Source organism: Peteryoungia ipomoeae, assembly GCF_004912165.1.
Taxonomy (GTDB): Bacteria; Pseudomonadota; Alphaproteobacteria; order Rhizobiales; family Rhizobiaceae; genus Allorhizobium; species Allorhizobium ipomoeae.
The window spans coordinates 219,378-237,371 of record NZ_STGV01000007.1 but is presented as its reverse complement, the minus strand read 5'-3'; the positions used below and the strand labels follow the sequence as shown (position 1 = coordinate 237,371).

General features: G+C 60.2%; 23 protein-coding genes. 9 read left to right on the top strand and 14 right to left on the bottom strand.

Translation table 11 applies throughout. The features are described from left to right. The 3 genes from FAA97_RS19070 to FAA97_RS19060 all read left to right on the top strand — a co-directional run bounded on the left by FAA97_RS19070 (nucleotide 1) and on the right by FAA97_RS19060 (nucleotide 3,558). Nucleotides 1-1,041 carry an extracellular solute-binding protein gene (locus tag FAA97_RS19070; RefSeq protein WP_136600154.1) on the top strand — a complete coding sequence of 347 codons (1,041 nt, stop codon included), beginning with the start codon at nucleotides 1-3 and terminating at the stop codon, nucleotides 1,039-1,041. Nucleotides 1,042-1,203: 162 nt separating this feature from the next. Beyond that, nucleotides 1,204-2,874 carry an amidohydrolase gene (locus FAA97_RS19065; RefSeq protein ID WP_136600153.1) on the top strand — a complete coding sequence of 557 codons (1,671 nt, stop codon included), beginning with the start codon at nucleotides 1,204-1,206 and terminating at the stop codon, nucleotides 2,872-2,874. Nucleotides 2,875-2,877: 3 nt separating this feature from the next. Beyond that, nucleotides 2,878-3,558: a TetR/AcrR family transcriptional regulator gene (locus FAA97_RS19060; protein ID WP_136600152.1), complete on the top strand. Its 681-nt coding sequence runs from the start codon at nucleotides 2,878-2,880 to the stop codon at nucleotides 3,556-3,558. 62 nt (nucleotides 3,559-3,620) lie between these two features. Here the strand turns inward: FAA97_RS19060 and FAA97_RS19055 are convergent, their stop codons facing one another. Then, complete coding sequence (locus FAA97_RS19055) at nucleotides 3,621-4,460, bottom strand: amidohydrolase family protein (protein ID WP_136600151.1); 840 nt, start codon at nucleotides 4,458-4,460, stop codon at nucleotides 3,621-3,623. A 35-nt stretch (nucleotides 4,461-4,495) separates the two neighbouring features. After that, complete coding sequence (locus FAA97_RS19050; protein WP_136600150.1) at nucleotides 4,496-5,299, bottom strand: IclR family transcriptional regulator; 804 nt, start codon at nucleotides 5,297-5,299, stop codon at nucleotides 4,496-4,498. Nucleotides 5,300-5,481: 182 nt separating this feature from the next. On the opposite strand from FAA97_RS19050, the gene FAA97_RS19045 reads away from it, so the two are divergent. Together FAA97_RS19045 and FAA97_RS19040 are read left to right on the top strand one after the other, a co-directional pair. After that, nucleotides 5,482-6,216 (top strand): SDR family oxidoreductase, encoded by a 735-nt coding sequence (locus FAA97_RS19045; protein ID WP_136600149.1) that lies wholly within the window; start codon nucleotides 5,482-5,484, stop codon nucleotides 6,214-6,216. A 97-nt stretch (nucleotides 6,217-6,313) separates the two neighbouring features. Then, nucleotides 6,314-7,156, top strand: coding sequence for a fumarylacetoacetate hydrolase family protein (locus FAA97_RS19040; protein ID WP_136600148.1), 843 nt, complete (start codon nucleotides 6,314-6,316; stop codon nucleotides 7,154-7,156). Between the two features lie 98 nt (nucleotides 7,157-7,254). On the opposite strand, the gene FAA97_RS19035 is transcribed toward FAA97_RS19040, so the two are convergent. The 4 genes from FAA97_RS19035 to FAA97_RS19020 all read right to left on the bottom strand — a co-directional run bounded on the left by FAA97_RS19035 (nucleotide 7,255) and on the right by FAA97_RS19020 (nucleotide 11,035). Further along, nucleotides 7,255-7,536, bottom strand: a complete 282-nt coding sequence (locus FAA97_RS19035; RefSeq protein ID WP_136600147.1) for a helix-turn-helix domain-containing protein — start codon at nucleotides 7,534-7,536, stop codon at nucleotides 7,255-7,257. Next, nucleotides 7,533-7,856 (bottom strand): type II toxin-antitoxin system RelE/ParE family toxin, encoded by a 324-nt coding sequence (locus FAA97_RS19030; protein ID WP_136600146.1) that lies wholly within the window; start codon nucleotides 7,854-7,856, stop codon nucleotides 7,533-7,535. Before FAA97_RS19030 ends, FAA97_RS19035 begins: the two co-directional genes overlap by 4 nt. Nucleotides 7,857-7,944: 88 nt before the next feature. Next, on the bottom strand, nucleotides 7,945-9,444 hold the full coding sequence (locus FAA97_RS19025; RefSeq protein WP_136600145.1) for an NAD(P)(+) transhydrogenase (Re/Si-specific) subunit beta: 1,500 nt from the start codon (nucleotides 9,442-9,444) through the stop codon (nucleotides 7,945-7,947). 19 nt (nucleotides 9,445-9,463) lie between these two features. Beyond that, nucleotides 9,464-11,035 (bottom strand): Re/Si-specific NAD(P)(+) transhydrogenase subunit alpha, encoded by a 1,572-nt coding sequence (locus FAA97_RS19020; RefSeq protein ID WP_136600144.1) that lies wholly within the window; start codon nucleotides 11,033-11,035, stop codon nucleotides 9,464-9,466. Nucleotides 11,036-11,300: 265 nt separating this feature from the next. Between FAA97_RS19020 and FAA97_RS19015 the strand changes: the two genes are divergently transcribed. After that, a complete protein-coding gene (locus tag FAA97_RS19015; RefSeq protein ID WP_136600143.1) occupies nucleotides 11,301-11,465 on the top strand; it encodes a DUF1328 domain-containing protein in 165 nt (54 codons plus the stop codon). Nucleotides 11,466-11,517: 52 nt separating this feature from the next. On the opposite strand, the gene FAA97_RS19010 is transcribed toward FAA97_RS19015, so the two are convergent. Further along, nucleotides 11,518-12,273, bottom strand: a complete 756-nt coding sequence (locus FAA97_RS19010; RefSeq protein WP_136600142.1) for a Crp/Fnr family transcriptional regulator — start codon at nucleotides 12,271-12,273, stop codon at nucleotides 11,518-11,520. Between the two features lie 117 nt (nucleotides 12,274-12,390). On the opposite strand from FAA97_RS19010, the gene FAA97_RS19005 reads away from it, so the two are divergent. Next, nucleotides 12,391-12,789 (top strand): response regulator, encoded by a 399-nt coding sequence (locus tag FAA97_RS19005; RefSeq protein ID WP_136600141.1) that lies wholly within the window; start codon nucleotides 12,391-12,393, stop codon nucleotides 12,787-12,789. On the opposite strand, the gene FAA97_RS19000 is transcribed toward FAA97_RS19005, so the two are convergent. Then, a complete protein-coding gene (locus tag FAA97_RS19000) occupies nucleotides 12,757-13,317 on the bottom strand; it encodes an RNA polymerase sigma factor (protein ID WP_136600184.1) in 561 nt (186 codons plus the stop codon). The genes FAA97_RS19005 and FAA97_RS19000 overlap by 33 nt on opposite strands. Before the next feature lie 2 nt (nucleotides 13,318-13,319). After that, nucleotides 13,320-13,475: a NepR family anti-sigma factor gene (locus FAA97_RS18995; protein WP_168801047.1), complete on the bottom strand. Its 156-nt coding sequence runs from the start codon at nucleotides 13,473-13,475 to the stop codon at nucleotides 13,320-13,322. Nucleotides 13,476-13,698: 223 nt separating this feature from the next. Between FAA97_RS18995 and FAA97_RS18990 the strand changes: the two genes are divergently transcribed. Beyond that, complete coding sequence (locus FAA97_RS18990; RefSeq protein ID WP_136600139.1) at nucleotides 13,699-13,863, top strand: DUF1328 domain-containing protein; 165 nt, start codon at nucleotides 13,699-13,701, stop codon at nucleotides 13,861-13,863. Between the two features lie 178 nt (nucleotides 13,864-14,041). On the opposite strand, the gene FAA97_RS18985 is transcribed toward FAA97_RS18990, so the two are convergent. The 5 genes from FAA97_RS18985 to FAA97_RS18965 form a co-directional block, all read right to left on the bottom strand. Next, entirely contained in the window at nucleotides 14,042-14,230 is a 189-nt protein-coding gene (locus tag FAA97_RS18985; protein WP_136600138.1) for a hypothetical protein, read from the bottom strand. Between the two features lie 19 nt (nucleotides 14,231-14,249). Beyond that, nucleotides 14,250-14,588 (bottom strand): hypothetical protein, encoded by a 339-nt coding sequence (locus FAA97_RS18980; RefSeq protein ID WP_136600137.1) that lies wholly within the window; start codon nucleotides 14,586-14,588, stop codon nucleotides 14,250-14,252. Between the two features lie 78 nt (nucleotides 14,589-14,666). After that, on the bottom strand, nucleotides 14,667-15,728 hold the full coding sequence (locus FAA97_RS18975; RefSeq protein ID WP_136600136.1) for a zinc-binding metallopeptidase family protein: 1,062 nt from the start codon (nucleotides 15,726-15,728) through the stop codon (nucleotides 14,667-14,669). 41 nt (nucleotides 15,729-15,769) lie between these two features. Then, the gene (locus FAA97_RS18970; protein ID WP_136600135.1) at nucleotides 15,770-16,759 is read right to left on the bottom strand and encodes a sensor histidine kinase; all 990 of its coding nucleotides are present in this window, start codon (nucleotides 16,757-16,759) and stop codon (nucleotides 15,770-15,772) included. An 84-nt stretch (nucleotides 16,760-16,843) separates the two neighbouring features. Then, complete coding sequence (locus tag FAA97_RS18965) at nucleotides 16,844-17,638, bottom strand: response regulator (protein ID WP_136600134.1); 795 nt, start codon at nucleotides 17,636-17,638, stop codon at nucleotides 16,844-16,846. 150 nt (nucleotides 17,639-17,788) lie between these two features. Between FAA97_RS18965 and FAA97_RS18960 the strand changes: the two genes are divergently transcribed. After that, a complete protein-coding gene (locus FAA97_RS18960) occupies nucleotides 17,789-17,989 on the top strand; it encodes a NepR family anti-sigma factor (RefSeq protein WP_136600133.1) in 201 nt (66 codons plus the stop codon). The last annotated feature ends 5 nt before the right edge of the window (nucleotides 17,990-17,994 follow it).

The following is a 17,994-nucleotide window of genomic DNA, read 5'->3' as shown; positions in this document are numbered from 1 at the left end:
ATGAACAGACACTGGATGACGACGACAGCGCTTGCAGCGCTTTCGGTGCTTGCCGTTGCAGGCTCGGCATCGGCCGCGGGCGAACTCAATATCTACAACTGGGGTGACTACACGAGCCCCGACCTCATCAAGAAGTTCGAGCAGCAGTTCGACGTGAAGGTGACGATCACCGACTACGATTCCAACGACACGGCACTCGCCAAGGTCCGCGCCGGCGGCCACGGCTTCGACATCGTCGTGCCCTCGGCCAACTACATGCCGATCTGGATAGACGAGGGCCTACTCCTCGAAGCACGCCCCGACCAGATGGAGAACTTCAAGAATGTCGATCCGCGCTGGGCCGATGTGGAGTGGGATCCGGGCCGCCGCTATTCGGTGCCGTGGCAGTGGGGCGTGACCGGCATCGGCGTCAACACCAAGGTCTATGGCGGCGACATCAACACCTCCGCCATCTTCCTCGATCCACCGGCGGAACTCGTCGGCAAGCTGAACGTCACGCCGGAGATGAACGACGTGCTCTTTGCCACGATCCGTTATGTCGGCGGCAGTTGGTGCTCCGACGACAAGGAGATGCTGCGCAAGGTGCGCGACAAGCTCGTCGAAGCCAAGGCGAAGTGGCTCGCGATGGACTACAGCGTCACGGAAAAGCTCCCGGCTGGCGACTATTCCGGCGTCTACTACTGGAACGGCGCGATCATGCGGGCCCGCGAGAAGAACGCCGACATCAAGTTCGGCTATCCCAAGGAAGGCTATCCGGTCTTCATGGACAGCGTCGCAATCCTGAAAGACGCCAAGAATGCCGAGAATGCCAAGCTGTTCATGAACTTCATCATGGACCCGGAAAACGCCGCGATGATCTCCAACTTCGCGAAATACGCAAACGGCATCAAGGGCTCCGAGCAGTTTATGGACAAGGCCATGCAAGGCGCGCCGGAACTGGTGATCCCGGCGGAGCTGGAAAGCGCCGGCGAGTTCCTGCTGGCCTGCGATCCGGCGGTGCAGGAGATTTACACCAAGATCTGGACCGAAGTGCAGAAGTAAGCACCGACACCCGGCTGCAGACGACCAGACGGGAGGGCCGCCGGCCCTTCCGACAGACGAAACGCGTTCTCACGATACCGCGCGCAGGTGACGAGACGTCACCCGACGCGCCTTCAGTCGCCGCTGACCGTTGCGGCAAACCGACAGTCCACGGAGTATGACATGGTGCAGACAGCCGATATCATCATCATCAATGGCCGGGTCCTGCCGATGGACGGAGCAAGCCCGCCGGCGGAAGCGATCGCGCTTGCCGGCAACCGCATTCTCGCCCTCGGCGCAAACACCGACATCGAAGCGTTGGCCGGAACCGGCACCCGCCGCATCGATGCGAGGGGCGCGACCGTCATGCCAGGCTTCAATGAAGCGCATATGCACATCTTTCCAGGCTCGGTTTCGCTGCGACAGCTCAACCTGCACGGCGTGCAGGGGTTTGAAGCGCTGAAGGCGGCCATCCTAGACTATGCGGCAAAGAACCCGGAGGAGCCGCTGCTGATGGGCTTTTCCGCCGACTATTCGATCATCTCGCTGACCGAGCCCTGCACTCGCCATCACCTCGATGCGATCCTGCCCGATCGCTCCTTCATGATGTTCGCCCCCGACCACCACACCGCCTGGGCCAATACGCGCGCGCTGGAAGAGGCGGGCCTTTTGCACGGCAAGGATGTCGGCATCGGCAACGAGGTTGTCATGGGGCCGGACGGGCTTGCCAATGGAGAATTGCGCGAGGGCAATGCCTTCGGGCCCGTGGCAGCGCTCGCCTCGACAGGCGGCCGCGAGGAGCTCGGCATGGTGACCGGCATGGATCCCGAGAGCGTGACGCAGGAGCAATATGCGCTCGACCGCGCGATCCTGAAGGCCGGCCTAGACTATTGCGCCTCCTGGGGTATCACCTCGATCCAGAATTTCGACGGCAATCACTACCAGCTGCGGCTGATGCGCGATCTCATGCAATCCGGCGAGCTCTCCTGCCGCATTCGCATTCCCTATCACATGAAGAATTTCATGGCGCTTGATGACCTCGACAAGGCCGCGGACTGGAAGCAGGAATTCCAAAGCGACATGTTGCGCAGCGATTTCGTCAAGGTCTTCATGGATGGCGTTCTCGACAGCCAGACCGCCTATATGCTGGAGGGCTATGGTGATCGGCCCGGCTACACCTATGAGCCGCTCTTCACGCCCGAGGCCTTCAACGCGATTGCCACGAAGGCCGATGCGCTTGGGCTTCAGGTCGCGGTTCACGCGATCGGCAGTGCGGCGATCCGCCAGACGCTGAATGGTTACGAAGCGGCCGTGAAGGCGAACGGTGCGCGCGGCAACCGTCACCGGATCGAGCACATCGAGATCATTCACCCGGACGACATCCCCCGCTTCGCCGAGCTTGGTGTCGTTGCCTCGATGCAGCCGGTCCACTATCCGGGCGGCACCTGTTTTCCGGCCGAGCCGACCACCACGAGGATCGGTGAAGACCGCTGGGACCAGGCCTATGCCTGGCGCAGCATGAAAGAAGCTGGCGCACCCGTGGTCTTCGCCTCCGACTGGCCGGTCTCCCCGGTTTCGCCGTTCCAGTGCCTGCAGGACGCCGTGACACGCAAGCCATGGAAAGACGGACTGAAGGACCAGCGTTTCTCGCTCATGGAGGCGCTTGAGGCCTATACCGCGACCGGCGCCTGGGTGGAGTTCATGGAAGACCGCAAGGGCAAACTGATACCCGGTTACCTCGCCGATGTCGTGGTCCTGTCCACCGACATCGAGCAGGTGGCGCCGGATGCTCTGATGGGCGTCGAGTCACGCGTGACGATCTGCGACGGGAAGATCACCTTTGAACGAGACTAGGTGATGGAGGACGCGAAACCACGAGCCGCCGATCCCGGCCGGGACCAAGCCTTGAAGGAAAAGCTGCCGGGGGCGACGCCGAAGGGGCTGGAGACGCGGCAGCGGATCATCCGGGGTGCCCGCGAGGCGCTGGAAGAAGGCGGCATCCCCGCACTCACAACCCGGCGCATCGCGGCCTCCGCCGGCGTCAGGCTGGCGACGCTCCATTACTACTTCGACAGCAAGGAGAGCCTGCTGCTCGCCGTGCTCGACGACCTCATCTTGGACATGGACACCGCCTACCGGCAGGACGTGGCTCTGCCGCACGATCCGGAGGATCGGGTCGAGGCGCTGATCCGGGCAAGCTGGCGCTACATTCAGCGCACCCGCGACAAGCAGATCGCCCAGACGGAACTGACGCTTTACGCGCTGCGCAGCAAGGGTTCGGAATGGCTCGCCGCACGGCAGTACAACGCCTATATCGATTTTTACGGCCACCTCGTTTTCGAGGATGATACGGATGAGGAGCTGCGCCGTATCGGTCGTGCGGTTGCGCGCCAGATGCTGATCGGCATCGACGGCATCATTTTGCAAAGCTATGCGCTGCAGGATCTCTCCGCCTCCAATGCCGATATCGAGGCCCTGATCACGGCGATGCGCGGCTACCTGCGCCGGCTCATGAGCGAACGCGGCGAGACCGGCTAGAGTATTTCTGATTTTGCCGCATTGTCCGACGCCGAAGCGATCCCGCTTCGGCTGGAAATGCTCTAGTCAAGCTGCCAGATCGCCCGCGCATTGGCGGAGAAGAGCTTGTCCTTCTCCTCTGTCGTGCAACCGTGAAGAAGCGCCTGCGTCGTCGCAACCCAGGTGGAAAGCCCCCCGCCCAGGGTACAGACGGGCCAGTCCGATCCCCAGATTGCCCGGTCAAAGCCGAACAGCTCGATAACATGCTCGAAATACGGTTTCAGATCCTCGAGCGTCCAGCTTCCTGGATCGCCATAGGCCGGAATGCCGGAAATCTTGACGCGCACATTGTCCCGCCTGGCGATTTCGCGGACTCCGCTTTCCCACGCTTGATAGCCATGCCCCTTGATGTCAGGCACGCCGCAGTGATCGAGGATGAAGGTCACATCGGGCGCAAGATCGATGAGCGCGATCGCCTTGTCGACCTGATGCGGCAGCATGCAGAGATCGAAGGTCAGACCCGTGCCGGACAAACGCCGGATGTTCTCCCGGAACAGCGCGCCCTCGGAGACATCGTCGGGCACGACATGCAGAACCCGGCGAAGGCCTTTGACGAAGGGATTGGCTTTCTGCCTCTCGAGATAGGCGGCAAAACCCGGATCCTCCGGACGGCAGGAGGCGATGGCGCCGCGAAGCAGGCTGCCGGGTAATTGCGCCAACTCCTCGACCACAGCCGTTTCGGCCGATATGTCTTCCGGCGCCACATCGACCTCCATGTGCAAGACGGAGGAGATGCCGATCCGCCGGGCCTCGCGCTGATAGGTGTCCCAGGTGAAATCGGCATTCAGCGCGGGCTCGCTCTCCAGCCAGGGATAGGACAGGCGGTTGCGGTAGATCAGGTGAAGATGCGTGTCGACGATCATGGCTGGCCCCTCCCAAGGCCGATGGGGTCGTAAAGTCAGTCCGTCTGCGGGTCCGGCACGGCATGCGCCCCCTCGCCCGCAAGACGCGAGATCTGCCGCGCCGTGGCCAGCAGGGCATCCAGCGTCGTGTCGATATCGGGTGCGCCGGGCGAATTGATGAGCGCGATATAGGGGATTGTCAGTGCGCCGATGGCCTGCCCGTCGGCACTGGAGATCGGCGCCGAAAGATTGACGACACCTGGCGTTTCAGCGCTCGGCATGCGCTCATAGCCGCGCGCCGCAATCTCGGTGAGCCGCGCCTCGAAGGCGGGCGTCAGCCGCCCCGCAGGGCCGCCGCTTGCCTCGTGCTCCGCCACCATCATCTGCCGCAGGTCAGGGCTGCGGAAGGCCAGAAGCACATGGCCGGAGCCGGTGTCGAAAAGCCCCATGCGCGACCCGACCCGGATCGAAATGCCCCAGTAACCCGGTGCCTCGATCTGCGCGATGACGACGGGATGGCCGCGATCATAGACCACGATATGGTTCTCCTGGCGCGTCGCCTCGGCCAGTTCCCGCATCAGCGGCATGGCAAGCGCCGAGAGGCGCCGCATCGGCGCATGCCGATGCGCCAATCCGAAAAGCTTCAGCGTCAGCGCGTAGCGATCTCCCTCCAGCCGGGCGACATAGCCGCGCTTCACCAGGCGATCGAGCATGCGGTAGAATTCGTTGGGACTGCGGTCGAGCCGTTTGGCAATTTCGGACTGGCTCAAGCCGCCATCGACGCCGGCAAGAAGCTCGAGAATATCGAGCCCCTTGTCGAGGGCTGGCGCCCGATAACGATCCTGATCTGCCTCGTTCACGCAATTTGCTCCATCTTCGTTCGGCGCTGACCTTGACGATCATGAATAAATGTTTTGCATATGAATGATGCTCGCATTGCCCGGACGATTATGCAAGGGTGATCGCGGTCCGGGAAGCGCCGCCTTGAAGGCGAAAGGCAAGGCGTTAGCCGGTTCAGAGCGGGAATTTGGGAGGAGACATCATGTCAGGGTCGATGAAAGACAAGCATGTTCTGGTGACGGCAGCCGGCCAGGGGATCGGGCGCGCCAGCGCGCTGGCCTTCGCCCGTGCCGGCGCCACCGTTGTTGCCACGGATATCAATGCAGACGCGCTTGCCTCGCTTGCCGGCGAAGCCGGCATCACGACACGCGTTCTCGACGTCCTCAATGAAGAGGCCGTGCAATCCACCATCGCCGAAACCGGCCCCTTCGACGTGCTGTTCAACTGCGCCGGCGTGGTGCATGGCGGCACCGTGCTCGACATGGCCGACAAGGATCTCGATTTTGCGTTTGAGCTCAATGTCCGTGCCATGATCCGCACCATCCGTGCTGTTCTGCCCGCCATGCTGGAACGCGGCGGCGGCTCGATCATCAACATGGCCTCGGTTGCAAGCTCGGTGAAGGGCGTGCCGAACCGCTGCGCCTATACCGTGACCAAGGCTGCCGTAGTCGGCCTGACCAAATCCGTGGCCGCCGATTATGTAACCCAGGGCATTCGCTGCAATGCCATTTGCCCGGGTACGGTCGACAGTCCCTCGCTGCAGGACCGCATGCGCGCCCAGGGCGATTATGATGCCGCCCGCGCCGCCTTCGTCGCGCGCCAGCCCATGGGCCGGCTCGGGACACCGGAGGAAATCGCCGATCTCGCCGTCTACATTGCTGGCGCCACCTATACCTCCGGCCAGGCCTTCGCCATCGACGGCGGCTGGACGATTTGAGCAATGCCAGGAAAAGCGTCAGGCGGTTTTCCGGCCGGCATTGCGATCTAGACTACACTGAGCGGCACAGCCGCGACCTTCAGGAAGGAAGAAACCCATGAAACTCATGCGCGTCGGCCCGCTCGGCCAGGAAAAGCCCGCCATCCTCGACAAGGACGGCAAGGTTCGTGACCTCTCCGGCCATGTCGCCGATATCGGCGGCGCCGCCATTTCACCCGAGGGCCTGGCCAAGATCGCAGCGATCGATCCGGCCTCGCTGCCGGAAATCGCAGTCGACCGCATCGGCGCCTGCGTTGCCGGCACCGGCAAGTTCATCTGCATCGGCCTCAACTACTCCGACCATGCCGCCGAAACCGGCGCGACGGTTCCGCCGGAACCGGTGATCTTCATGAAGGCGACCTCGGCGATCTGTGGCCCGAACGACGACGTTCTGATCCCGCGCGGTTCGGAAAAGACCGACTGGGAAGTCGAACTCGGCGTCGTCATCGGCAAGACGGCGAAATACGTCTCGGAAGCCGACGCCATGGATTATGTCGCGGGTTACTGCGTTTCCCACGACGTCTCCGAACGCGCCTTCCAGACCGAGCGCGCGGGACAGTGGACCAAGGGCAAGTCCTGCGACACTTTTGGCCCGATCGGCCCCTGGCTCGTCACCAAGGACGAGATCGCCAACCCGCATGACCTCAAGATGTGGCTCTCGGTGAACGGCAAGATGATGCAGGACGGCTCGTCGAAGACCATGGTCTACGGCGTCGCCCACGTCGTCTCCTACCTCTCGCAGTTCATGAGCCTGCATCCCGGCGACGTCATCTCCACCGGTACGCCTCCGGGCGTGGGCCTCGGCATGAAGCCGCCGCAGTTCCTGAAGGCCGGCGACGTGGTGGAACTCGGTATCGAGGGGCTTGGTACGCAGAAGCAGACCTTCAAGGCGGATGCTTGAGCTCTGACACCTCGGCGAACTGTAGACCCCGCCCATGTGGCGGGGTTTGCGCCTGGAATTCGGACTAGCGGTTCACAGACCAGCTCATCCGAGTCGCGCTAAGCCGCGTCTCTCACTCGGATTTCAATCTCCAGCCGCGCTGTCGCAGCGATATTAACCAGCGCATCGAGTGAGAATTTCGCGAGCTTTCCTCTTAGAAGGTCGTTCGTCCTCGGTCGCGTCAGCCCGAGCCGCTTGGCGGCCTCATCCTGAGAGACATCCCACCCCAGAACGACCTTGCGAATCTCATAGAGCAGAGCAGAACGGGCCTTGAGATTGGCCGCGTCCTGTTCCGTATCTGCCAATGCATCCCAGACGCTGCGGTAGATCTCTTCTGTCATGTTTCTTGTCTCCATCGCTTCAGCCTCAGGATAGCAAGTTCGATATCTTTTTTAGTCGTCGCCTGCGTCTTTTTCTGGAAGGCGTGCAGAACAAGCACGCGATCCTCGAGCGTGGCGAGATACATGATGCGAAAGGCAGCAGACGCTTCCCGAATCCTTATTTCTCGAACACCGGGGCCAATCGTCGGCATCGGCTTCCAGTCATCAGGATCTTCGCCGCGTTGAACCAATTCCAACTGCCAGCCCGCATCAATCCGGGCGTCTTCAGGGAACGCACGAACATCGGTCCTGCTACTTCCAAGCCACTGGATCAGCTTCATCCTGACAATGTATCAAAACGAATACAGATCCGCCAACAAAAAAGCCGGGCGCTACCACCCGGCTTTTCATGTTCCAACCCATTCCGCCTTACCTGATCATCGGCAGGATGCTGTCGATCGACTTCTTCGCGTCACCGTAGAACATCCGCGTGTTCTCCTTGTAGAAAAGCGGGTTCTCGATGCCGGAATAGCCGGTGCCCTGGCCGCGCTTGGAGACGAAAACCTGCTTGGCCTTCCACACTTCCAGAACCGGCATGCCGGCGATGGGCGAGTTCGGGTCTTCCTGGGCTGCCGGATTGACGATGTCGTTCGAGCCGATGACGATGACCACATCCGTTTCGGGGAAGTCCTCGTTGATCTCGTCCATTTCCAGAACGATGTCATAAGGCACCTTGGCTTCGGCAAGCAGTACGTTCATGTGGCCCGGCAGACGGCCGGCGACCGGATGGATCGCGAAGCGTACTTCCTTGCCGGCAGCACGCAGCTTGCGAGTGAGTTCCGAGACCGACTGCTGCGCCTGCGCAACAGCCATACCGTAACCCGGAACGATGATGATCGAATCGGCCTCGTTCAGCGCGCTCGCCACGCCGTCGCCATCGATGGCGATCTGCTCTCCGGTCACTTCCATCTGCGGACCGGTCGTGCCGCCGAAGCCGCCGAGGATGACCGAGACGAAGCTTCGGTTCATCGCCTTGCACATGATGTAGGAGAGGATCGCACCGGAGGAGCCCACCAGCGCACCGACGACGATCAGGAGATCGTTCGACAGCGAAAAGCCGATGGCCGCGGCCGCCCAGCCGGAATAGCTGTTGAGCATGGAAACGACGACCGGCATGTCGGCGCCGCCAATGCCCATGATCAGGTGATAGCCGATGAAGAGCGCAAGCAGCGTCATCAGGATCAGCGTCCAGCTGCCGGCGCCCTGGAAGTAGAGCACGAGCAGGAGCAGCGAACCGAGTGCCGCGCCGGCATTCAGGAGATGGCCGCCGGGAAGCTTCGTCGCCTTGCCGTCTACCTTGCCGGCCAGCTTGCCATAGGCGACGACCGAGCCGGTGAAGGTGACCGCGCCGATGAAGACGCCGAGGAAGACCTCGATCTTCAGCACGGCGATTTCTGCTGTCGTCTTCTCGGCGATCTTCAGCGCAAAGCCGGTGAATTCGGAGAACAGGCCGGGCTTGCCCGCCTGCAGAGCACAGGCAACCGCGCTCAGCGGATCGCAGGCGGTGAGGCCTGCCTCAGACAGCGTGCTGGCAATGCGCCACATCTCGATTTCGGCGTTGAAGCCGATGAAGACGGCAGCGAGACCGACCAGAGAATGCATGGCCGCGACCAGCTGCGGCATTTCCGTCATCTGGACACGCTGCGCAACGACCCAGCCGATACCGCCACCGATGGCGATCATCACTGCCGAGACAAACCAGTTGCCGGCACCCGGGCCGTAAAGCGTCGCAACGACGGCAAGCCCCATGCCGACGATGCCGTACCAGACGGCGCGCTTGGCGCTTTCCTGCCCCGAGAGGCCGCCGAGCGAGAGGATGAAGAGAACAGCCGACACGACGTAGGCCGCTGTGGTAAATCCGTATTCCATATGTGTCCCCTCCCCTAACTCAAGACTTCTGGAACATGGCAAGCATGCGCCGGGTGACCATGAAGCCACCGAAGATGTTGATGCCGGCCATGAGGACCGACAATGCGGCGAGGATGATCACCAGGAAATTGCCCGAGCCAATCTGCATCAGGGCACCCAGAATGATGATCGAGGAAATGGCGTTGGTGATGGCCATCAGCGGCGTGTGCAGCGAATGGCTGACATTCCAGATGACCTGGAAGCCGACGAAACAGGCGAGCACGAAAACGATGAAATGGCTCATGAAACTGGCCGGCGCATAAAGACCGGCCAAAAGGATCAGCGCACCACCGCCGGCGAGCATCGCCACCTGGTTGCGGGTCTGGGTCTTGAACGCGGCGATTTCCTGCGCCCGCTTCTCCTCCGGCGTCAGCTCCTTCACCTTTTCCTTCGGCTTGGCAGCGGCGATCGCCTGGATCTTTGGCGGCGGCGGCGGATAGGTGATCTCGCCGGCCTTGGTCACGGTCGCACCCCGGATGACGTCGTCTTCCATGTTGTGCACCACGACGCCATCCTTGCCCGGCGTCAGATCCGTCATCATGTGGCGGATGTTCGTCGAGTAGAGCGTCGAAGACTGCGCCGCCATGCGGCTCGGGAAGTCGGTATAGCCGACGATCGTCACGCCGTTCTCGGAGACGATCTTCTGGTCTGCAACGGTCAGGTCGCAATTGCCGCCACGCTCGGCAGCAAGGTCGACGACGACGGAGCCGGGCTTCATCGCGGCCACCATATCGGCGAGCCAGAGCTTCGGCGCGTCACGGCCGGGGATGAGTGCCGTGGTGATGACGATATCCATCTCGGGCGCCAGTTCGCGGAACTTGGCAAGCTGCTTTTCGCGGAATTCCGGCGAAGACGGCGCTGCATAGCCGCCGGTCGCGGCACCATCCTGTGTTGCTTCGAAATCGAGGAAAACGAACTGCGCCCCCATGCTTTCGATCTGCTCGGCCACTTCAGGGCGAACGTCGAAGGCATAGGTGATCGCGCCAAGCGACGTCGCGGTGCCAATGGCGGCAAGTCCTGCCACGCCGGCGCCGATGACCAGGACCTTGGCCGGCGGTACCTTGCCGGCAGCTGTGACCTGGCCGGTGAAGAAGCGGCCGAAATTGTTGCCCGCCTCGATCACCGCCCGGTAGCCGGCGATGTTGGCCATCGACGACAGGGCATCCATCTTCTGGGCGCGAGAAATACGCGGCACCATGTCCATGGCAACGACGGTGGCGCCCTTCTCCCGCGCCTGCTCGAGCAGAGCCGCGTTCTGCGCGGGATAGAAGAAGGAAATCAGCGTCTTGCCGGGGCCGAGACGATCGACTTCCGATCCTTCCGGAGGACGAACCTTGGCAATGATGTCGGAAGCCTCGTAAAGAGCAGCCCCCGTCTCGACCACAGTCACGCCAACGGCCTGATAAGCGGCGTCGGAGAAGCCCGCGGCCTTGCCGGCACCGGCCTCGATGACGCAGTCGAAGCCCAGTTTCTGCAGCTGAACGGCGCTATCTGGCGTCATGGCAACGCGGGCTTCGCCAGCGTATAATTCCTTCGGTGATCCGATCCTCAATCCCATCTCCCTCGCTCCAAAATCGAACGATCAAACACAAACAAGGCCGCGCAAAATGACAGCCAGGCTGGCGCCGGAGACGATCAGATGTCAGCGCCGCTGTCTAGTCCGGCGTGACGGTGATGTGATGGTTTCGACGACGGGTCTACAGCCTTAAATCGATTTTACTGCGTATTTCCAAGGCCTGGCTGATCGGCAGCCATCGGGAACAATTCGCCGAGCTCCCGATTGTAGTTTTTGAAAACGCAAACGATGGAGAGACCCAATGCTGCAGTGGATCCTGATCCTGCTTCTCATCGCCGGTGTCGCAAGCCTGCTCGGCTTCCGCGGCGTGGCAGGCGCTTCTGCCGGAATCGCGAAAATCCTCATATTCATCGTGCTGGTCATCATGATCATCGCGCTCTTTACCGGCGTTTTGATCGTCGCCTGAGGCAAAATAGCTGAAATGAAAAAGGGTCCGGAATGGACCCTTTTTTACATCCTCAGATGAAGGGGCGCTGGCGCAGTTCTTCAGGCGCCCAGCTGGACAGCGTCTGAAGGCCTTCGGGATCGAGAATTTCGCAGCCACGCTCGCGCCAAAGGATCAGGCCCCGATCTGCGAGTTTCCGCAATGTCTTGTTTGTGTGGACGATCGAGAGGCCCAGCGTATCCGCAAAATGCATCTGCGTCACCGGAATGTGGCGATTGGTTTCGCTGAGCATCCCCGACTTGATGCCCCGATCATAGAGAAAGCCGAGCAGATAGGCCGCGCGTTCGACAGCCGAGCGGCGACCGATGCTGAGCAGGTGTTCGTCAAGGATCGCCTCCTCGCGAGCGGCAAGCCAGGTCAGATCGAAACCCAGTCCCGCATGGCGTTCGAAAAGGGAATAGAGCTTGGACCGCTCGAAGACACACAGTGTCATGGGGGTCAGCGCTTCGACCGAATGCTGCATCTCGGCCATCAGAGCCCCTTGCAGGCCCACCATGTCGCCCGGAACGACGTAGTTCAGGATCTGGCGCCTGCCATCCTCGAGAATCTTGTAGCGGAACCCCCAGCCGGAAAGCACCGTGTAGAGGTGCGCGCTCTTTGCCCCCTCCACCAGAATGGTCGAACTGGAATCCGCAAGCAGTTCGCCCCGCTTGAACTGCGAAACGAAATTCAACTCACTCTCGGAAAATGCTCGGAAACCTGCGAGTGACCGCAAGGGGCAATCGAAGCAGCTCACACGCGTTACGTTGGAGCGCGGTTCGGTTGTCATGGGTCCCCCTTATTAGCAGTCTTGCACGGCGTATGGAACAATTCGCATAATGCCATGTCTTTTTTAAATGCCGGCTCTTAACCCAACAGGATAATGCGGCCAGAAAAGAAGTGATGGATGATTATGCCGCAACCGCAGATCCTGATTGCTGAAACCCAGTATTTCATTGCCCTGGACGTCGAGCACCTGCTCGATGCCGCGATCAGCTGCGATATTCAGATCGTACCGCTGAACGCTCTTGCCGAAGCGCTTGAGAAGCAGCGCTTCGATATTGCAATCATCGAGGCCGAGGCGCGCACGACGGTCAACATTGAGCGCGCTGCCATGATCGAAGCCAAGGGTGCGACGGTCATCTTCCTTTCGTCCTATGCTGTGAATGAACCCGACCCGGTCCATGTTGGATCACGGCTTCAAGTGCAGAAGCCGCTGATCCATAATGAACTTCTCGGCGTCGTCAGACAGGTGCTGAAACAATTACCCGGATCAGACAGCGAAGGCCTTCTTGATAACAGCTGAACTGTTGGCATCGGGGCCATAGTCGCCTTCGCCGCTGACGCCCAACAGTTCCTGAAGCTTGTTGCGTGCACGATTGATGCGGCTCTTGATCGTGCCCACAGCGCAACCGCAGATCTCTGCCGCCTCTTCGTAGGCAAAACCCGAGGCACCAACGAGGATGATGGCTTCACGCTGATCGCTCGGCAGCTGATCGAGCGCGCGCTTGAAATCCTGCAGGTCGAGGGAACCATACTGCTGCGGATGCGTGGAAAGTTGCGATGTGAAGATACCGTCGGTATCCGACACTTCACGGCCGCGCTTTCGCATCTGGGAATAGAACTCGTTGCGCAGAATGGTGAACAGCCAGGCCTTCATGTTGGTACCGGGCTCGAAATGCGACTGCTTGGCCCAGGCCTTCATGATCGTGTCCTGCACCAGGTCATCGGCCACGTGGTGACGACCGGTAAGCGACACGGCGAAGGCCCGCAGGTTTGGCAGGGCGGCCAGTAGATCACGCTTGAAGGAGCGGTCAATTTCCTGCTGGTCCATTGTCATCGGGCATCGTCCTTCTCAGCAAGCGCGACGCCCCGCTCTGCTGCATCAAGCTTTTCCAGGAGCTGCATGAACCGGTCTGGAATACCTTCTTCCTGAACCGACTGATAATAATCGCGCAGCTGGTCGGCGACGCTTGGGTGAAATGGCTTCATCCCCGCCTGCCCTTGTTCTGTCATGCCTTTTTTCGGATGCTCTGTCATATTGTTCAATGTTCCAACACGTGTGGCAAATCTCGCGGATCAAACGTGGCGAGCGTCTCATTGTTCCGTCAAGGAAAGAAAAAATCTGAAGCGGATTTCGCGGCCGCATCAGCGCTCAGCCGGAACAATTCTTGAAGCATCCCGTTTATCCTGTCGTCGAACAAGGAGAAATCTCATGCTTTATTATGCACTCGTCTTTCTCGTCATCGCCCTGATCGCTGGCGTACTCGGTTTTGGCGGCGTTGCCGGCGCATCTGCTGGTATTGCCCAGGTATTGTTCGGGATCTTCATCATCCTGTTCCTGGTATCGCTGGCCATGCGCCTGTTCCGCCGCGCATAATGACAATGGGAGGCGCGGCTACGCGCCTCCCATGATACACTGCACAACTCAATCCTTGGCCAGGATCTTGCCAATGGACGCCTCGCAAACGCGAGGTCTCGAGAAAAATCTTCATCTTTATGGATTTTCATTGAATTGCTGGAGGCCGGACGGCGTTTCGGACCGTCTTTGCAATGCCTTAGACTGCGACCCACACCAAACCAACGATGATAACGACAAGCATTCCACCCAACAGCACGGTCGTGGAACGCTTGTAGAGCGGTGGCACTGAACTCCCCAAATCCTTGTCAGTTCCTGCCTCTTGCGCAAGCAACCGTGTACGGGCATCGACATGGGCGCGCGCCTCTGGTGGCGTCAGATCAGACATGACCTATCCTTTCCGATCACTAATAGCGATCAAGTGGAATTGGGATTACCCGAGGCAGGGGCATAACAGCCTGCGGCGTCACATCCTCGACATCAGCAGCGCGCGACGACCAGGCCACGAGGCGCTCAGGCGCAATCGACTTGCGGATTTCTTTTCCTGCGACCAGCTCGGCGTCGACTGGCACGCAGTCTCCGTAGACAACGTCCGTCAGCTTGCGCGCCCGCTGAAGCTCTTGCGGCAGCGCCGCAAAGCACTCTGTCAGCGTGGAGTGAGAAACCACCGACACCGGCTCATCCAGGCAGCTTGTGTCCTGGGAATGGCAAGCAACAATCACAAGCAAAGCAGCAAGACTGTTCATGATTTCTCTCCGCGTTACACAAATGTTAACGCGGAGAGCTTTGCCTTGTTCCAATTATCTGGTTTTCGACCTGCCAGGTTAACCGTGATGGCGCAGGAGATCGTGGATATAGGAGAGTTTCCGGAAAACGGGTTCGGGCATCACGAAGGGGTAGAGATCAGGCTGCCCCATGCTGCGGTTGATGCTGTTGATCGCCACTGTCAGCGGCACCCATGCGCGGATCAGGGCATCCACATTGACCGCGGCATAACTGTCAAATGTCCGCTTCAGTTGCAGGCCATCTGCGGGAACCTCGACGTCCGGATCAGTTCTGAGGCCGAAGGCATCCGCCGTATCGAGCGCATCGACGATGTGAAAGTAGTGCGCGAAGGTTTCGGCGAAGTCTTCCCATGGATGGCTTGCTGCATAGGCAGAGATATATTCCGTTTCCCAGCCCGCACTCGGACCATTGCGATAGTGGTCTTGAAGCGAGGCAGCATAATCCTGCCGCTCGTCGCCGAACACAGCGCGGAACGCCTCGAAAGCGTTGACGTCCCGCACGAGGACATTCCAGTAGTAATGGGCGATCTCATGGCGGAAATGTCCAAGCAAGGTGCGGAAGGGTTCGCCGAGCGTCACCCGGCGCGCCTCCCGCTCCGCATCGGAGGCTTCCGCAACATTGAGCGTGATCAACCCCTCGTCGTGCCCCGTGAGCACCGTTCCCTCCGCAGCCGGATCCGGATTGTCGGCCAGGAAGGCAAATCCAAGCCCTGACTGAGGGTTATCCCTGCGGGTGACGAGCGGGAGCTTGAAACGCAGAAGGGAATAAAAGAGCGATCGTTTGGCCAGCTCGATCTTCTGCCAATTGGCAACATTGTCAGGCACGGAGAGATCGGGGATCGTGACATTGTGCCGGCAGGCGAGGCAAAAGCGGCTCTCATCCCCGTCTTCGACCAGCCAGTTGCAGCCGCAAAGACCGCTATTGGCGCAGCGCTGTGGTGGGGGCGATCCGTCTCGTGGCAGCATCGCGCCGTCGGACGCATCCAGCGACGCCATATCCAGACGCGAGGGACGGAAGACGAGATGCGCGTCGCAAATCACGCAGGCCGTATTATCGAAATGCACGACATTGGGGCAGTTCGTGCAGTGAAACAGTCGCATTGCAGGCCTCCAGAGGAACCGTCCCCTGGGGCCAGGGGCCGTCAGTCAAAGATTTCGAGTGGAAATTGGAGCTCATAGCGCACTTCCCCATCACGCAAGTGATGCGAAGCCACGCCATTAACGGATGAGGGCACGACTCGTTCCAGCACCGTGCTGCCGAAGCGCCCGGATTTGCTGTCGATCTCTTCCCGGGCACCATAAGGCTCCACCCAGACGATTTTCACCTCGGGACCACCGGGCTTCTCGATGCGTTGACAGCTGACCTCGATGGGAATGCGCCTCTGGAGAAAATCTCCGTGGCTGACCGCATTGACCACCAGTTCATGCAGGGCAAGCCCGATATGCAGCGAGGCATTCGGGGTCAACAGCACATTGTCGCCACTGACCTTTACGAGATCTGCATTTTCCTGCACGTAGCGATCGACCTGCTGCTTCAGAAGGTCGCGGAAATAGGCGCCGCGCCAGCTGGAATCGGTGATCAGATCCTGCGATTGCGACAGCGCATGCAACCGTCCCCGGAACTTGCCGAGGAACATGTCTAGCGTGCCGGCATGCCGTGCCGTCTGCGATGCGATGGACTGGATGATCGCCAGCAGGTTTTTCGAGCGATGACTGACCTCTCTCAGCAGCGCTCGCAGCAGCCGCTCGCGACGCCGATCCTCCGTCCGATCGATCACAACGGTAATCAGATGAAGTTTCTTGTCGGCCATTTCCACGAGGCGGCAGCGGAACTCGAAGAAGGTGTCGTCACCAGCTTCCACCTCGAGTTCTGCCCTGTCACCGTGGCTGGTGAGGCCTGCCTTGAGTTCCTCCAGCCTGACGGCAATCTCCGAACCGAAAATGCTAAGGTCGGTTGGAGGAATCCCTTCCTTGAGCTGCCAGCGCGGAGGCAACGAGGTGATGCAAAGGTAGCGACCAGACTGATCCTGCAGGATCAGACTGGCTCCCAAATCCATCAAGGCGGTTATGAAAAACTCGCGCAGCTGGTCGTCGCCGCGCTGAGGTTCAAACCAGGTTAATCGATGTACCAATATTCCAGCTCCGCCATCATCGGAAGCTCATCCACGCCAAGCATGGCCGCGAAAAACCACCAGACTGAAAGTTTTTCAAGTTCATTACGCCTGCTCGCTGACCCGTTCGTTAAAGAACAGAGCCTGGCTAATCAACGCCTTGACCATATCAGGGTTAAACGGCTTCGTCACAAGGAAGGCGGGTTCCGGGCGCTCGCCCGTCAGAAGACGTTCCGGGAAGGCGGTGATGAAAATGACAGGTACGCTATCGACCTTGAGGATATCGTTGACCGCGTCGATGCCCGAGCTGCCGTCGGCAAGCTGGATATCGGCCAGCACCATCTTCGGGTTGGTGCGGTTGAACAGTTCGACGGCCTCCGCATGGGTGCGGGCAATGCCGGTGACGCGATGTCCGAGATCCTCGACCATCTGCTCGATATCAAGCGCAATCAGCGGCTCGTCTTCGATGATCATGATGTCGGTTGCGACCTGGCGGGAAATTTCCTGGGAGGCCTCGTTGAACAGGGCGTTGAACTCGGCATCGTTGACGTCGAGGATGCGGGCGGCCTCAGCAGCCGTAAAGCCCTCCACCGTGATCAGCAGGAAGGCGTGGCGCGCGCGGGTAGGTACAGCGGCCAGATTGGCCTGCGCCCGCTTTTCCCACGCAAAGGGCGAGGTGATCGGCGGCAGCTCGACCTTGGTGGAATCGTAAATGACGACAAACAATTTATAGAGCGAAACGCGATCGTCACCTTCGTCAGGGAAGATAGAAAGATCAGCGATCAAGGCCTCGAGCACTGCGGCAACATAGGCATCGCCAGAGGTCTGGGAGCCGGTGACGGCACGCGCATAACGCCTCAGATAGGGAAGATGACTAGCAACACGAGCAGTAAGGGACATGCAATTCTCCAATCAGTATGGAATAGGTGCGGACGCTGCCATAACGAAGCCTGGGAAAAATAGTTCCACCCATCTGGAACAATTTTTCCGGATCGTTTCTTATCAGGCTGCTATCCGCTTCGACAAATGAAAGTATCGGGCCAAATCAAGATGGATAACGAAAAAGCGCCGGGATCGGATCATGCCGGCGAGGATGCCGGGAAAACCGGCATTGTCGATGAAAAGATCGGCTCGCGTCTTAAAAGCTATTACGACAGCATCGTCGATGAAGGAACGCCTGCCCATCTGCTCGATCTCCTCGAGCGTCTGCATGAGGCGGAGTTGAAAGCCACAAAATCGGACCGACAATGAGGAAA

What these genes read in the sequence shown, in the direction of transcription:
- FAA97_RS19070 (WP_136600154.1), top strand. Translation starts at nt 1, where the DNA reads ATGAACAGACACTGGATGACGACGACAGCGCTTGCAGCGCTTTCGGTG.
- FAA97_RS19065 (WP_136600153.1), top strand. Translation starts at nt 1,204, where the DNA reads ATGGTGCAGACAGCCGATATCATCATCATCAATGGCCGGGTCCTGCCG.
- FAA97_RS19060 (WP_136600152.1), top strand. Translation starts at nt 2,878, where the DNA reads ATGGAGGACGCGAAACCACGAGCCGCCGATCCCGGCCGGGACCAAGCC.
- FAA97_RS19055 (WP_136600151.1), bottom strand. Translation starts at nt 4,460, where the DNA reads ATGATCGTCGACACGCATCTTCACCTGATCTACCGCAACCGCCTGTCC.
- FAA97_RS19045 (WP_136600149.1), top strand. Translation starts at nt 5,482, where the DNA reads ATGTCAGGGTCGATGAAAGACAAGCATGTTCTGGTGACGGCAGCCGGC.
- FAA97_RS19040 (WP_136600148.1), top strand. Translation starts at nt 6,314, where the DNA reads ATGAAACTCATGCGCGTCGGCCCGCTCGGCCAGGAAAAGCCCGCCATC.
- FAA97_RS19035 (WP_136600147.1), bottom strand. Translation starts at nt 7,536, where the DNA reads ATGACAGAAGAGATCTACCGCAGCGTCTGGGATGCATTGGCAGATACG.
- FAA97_RS19030 (WP_136600146.1), bottom strand. Translation starts at nt 7,856, where the DNA reads ATGAAGCTGATCCAGTGGCTTGGAAGTAGCAGGACCGATGTTCGTGCG.
- FAA97_RS19025 (WP_136600145.1), bottom strand. Translation starts at nt 9,444, where the DNA reads ATGGAATACGGATTTACCACAGCGGCCTACGTCGTGTCGGCTGTTCTC.
- FAA97_RS19015 (WP_136600143.1), top strand. Translation starts at nt 11,301, where the DNA reads ATGCTGCAGTGGATCCTGATCCTGCTTCTCATCGCCGGTGTCGCAAGC.
- FAA97_RS19010 (WP_136600142.1), bottom strand. Translation starts at nt 12,273, where the DNA reads ATGACAACCGAACCGCGCTCCAACGTAACGCGTGTGAGCTGCTTCGAT.
- FAA97_RS19005 (WP_136600141.1), top strand. Translation starts at nt 12,391, where the DNA reads ATGATTATGCCGCAACCGCAGATCCTGATTGCTGAAACCCAGTATTTC.
- FAA97_RS19000 (WP_136600184.1), bottom strand. Translation starts at nt 13,317, where the DNA reads ATGGACCAGCAGGAAATTGACCGCTCCTTCAAGCGTGATCTACTGGCC.
- FAA97_RS18995 (WP_168801047.1), bottom strand. Translation starts at nt 13,475, where the DNA reads ATGAAGCCATTTCACCCAAGCGTCGCCGACCAGCTGCGCGATTATTAT.
- FAA97_RS18990 (WP_136600139.1), top strand. Translation starts at nt 13,699, where the DNA reads ATGCTTTATTATGCACTCGTCTTTCTCGTCATCGCCCTGATCGCTGGC.
- FAA97_RS18985 (WP_136600138.1), bottom strand. Translation starts at nt 14,230, where the DNA reads ATGTCTGATCTGACGCCACCAGAGGCGCGCGCCCATGTCGATGCCCGT.
- FAA97_RS18980 (WP_136600137.1), bottom strand. Translation starts at nt 14,588, where the DNA reads ATGAACAGTCTTGCTGCTTTGCTTGTGATTGTTGCTTGCCATTCCCAG.
- FAA97_RS18975 (WP_136600136.1), bottom strand. Translation starts at nt 15,728, where the DNA reads ATGCGACTGTTTCACTGCACGAACTGCCCCAATGTCGTGCATTTCGAT.
- FAA97_RS18965 (WP_136600134.1), bottom strand. Translation starts at nt 17,638, where the DNA reads ATGTCCCTTACTGCTCGTGTTGCTAGTCATCTTCCCTATCTGAGGCGT.
- FAA97_RS18960 (WP_136600133.1), top strand. Translation starts at nt 17,789, where the DNA reads ATGGATAACGAAAAAGCGCCGGGATCGGATCATGCCGGCGAGGATGCC.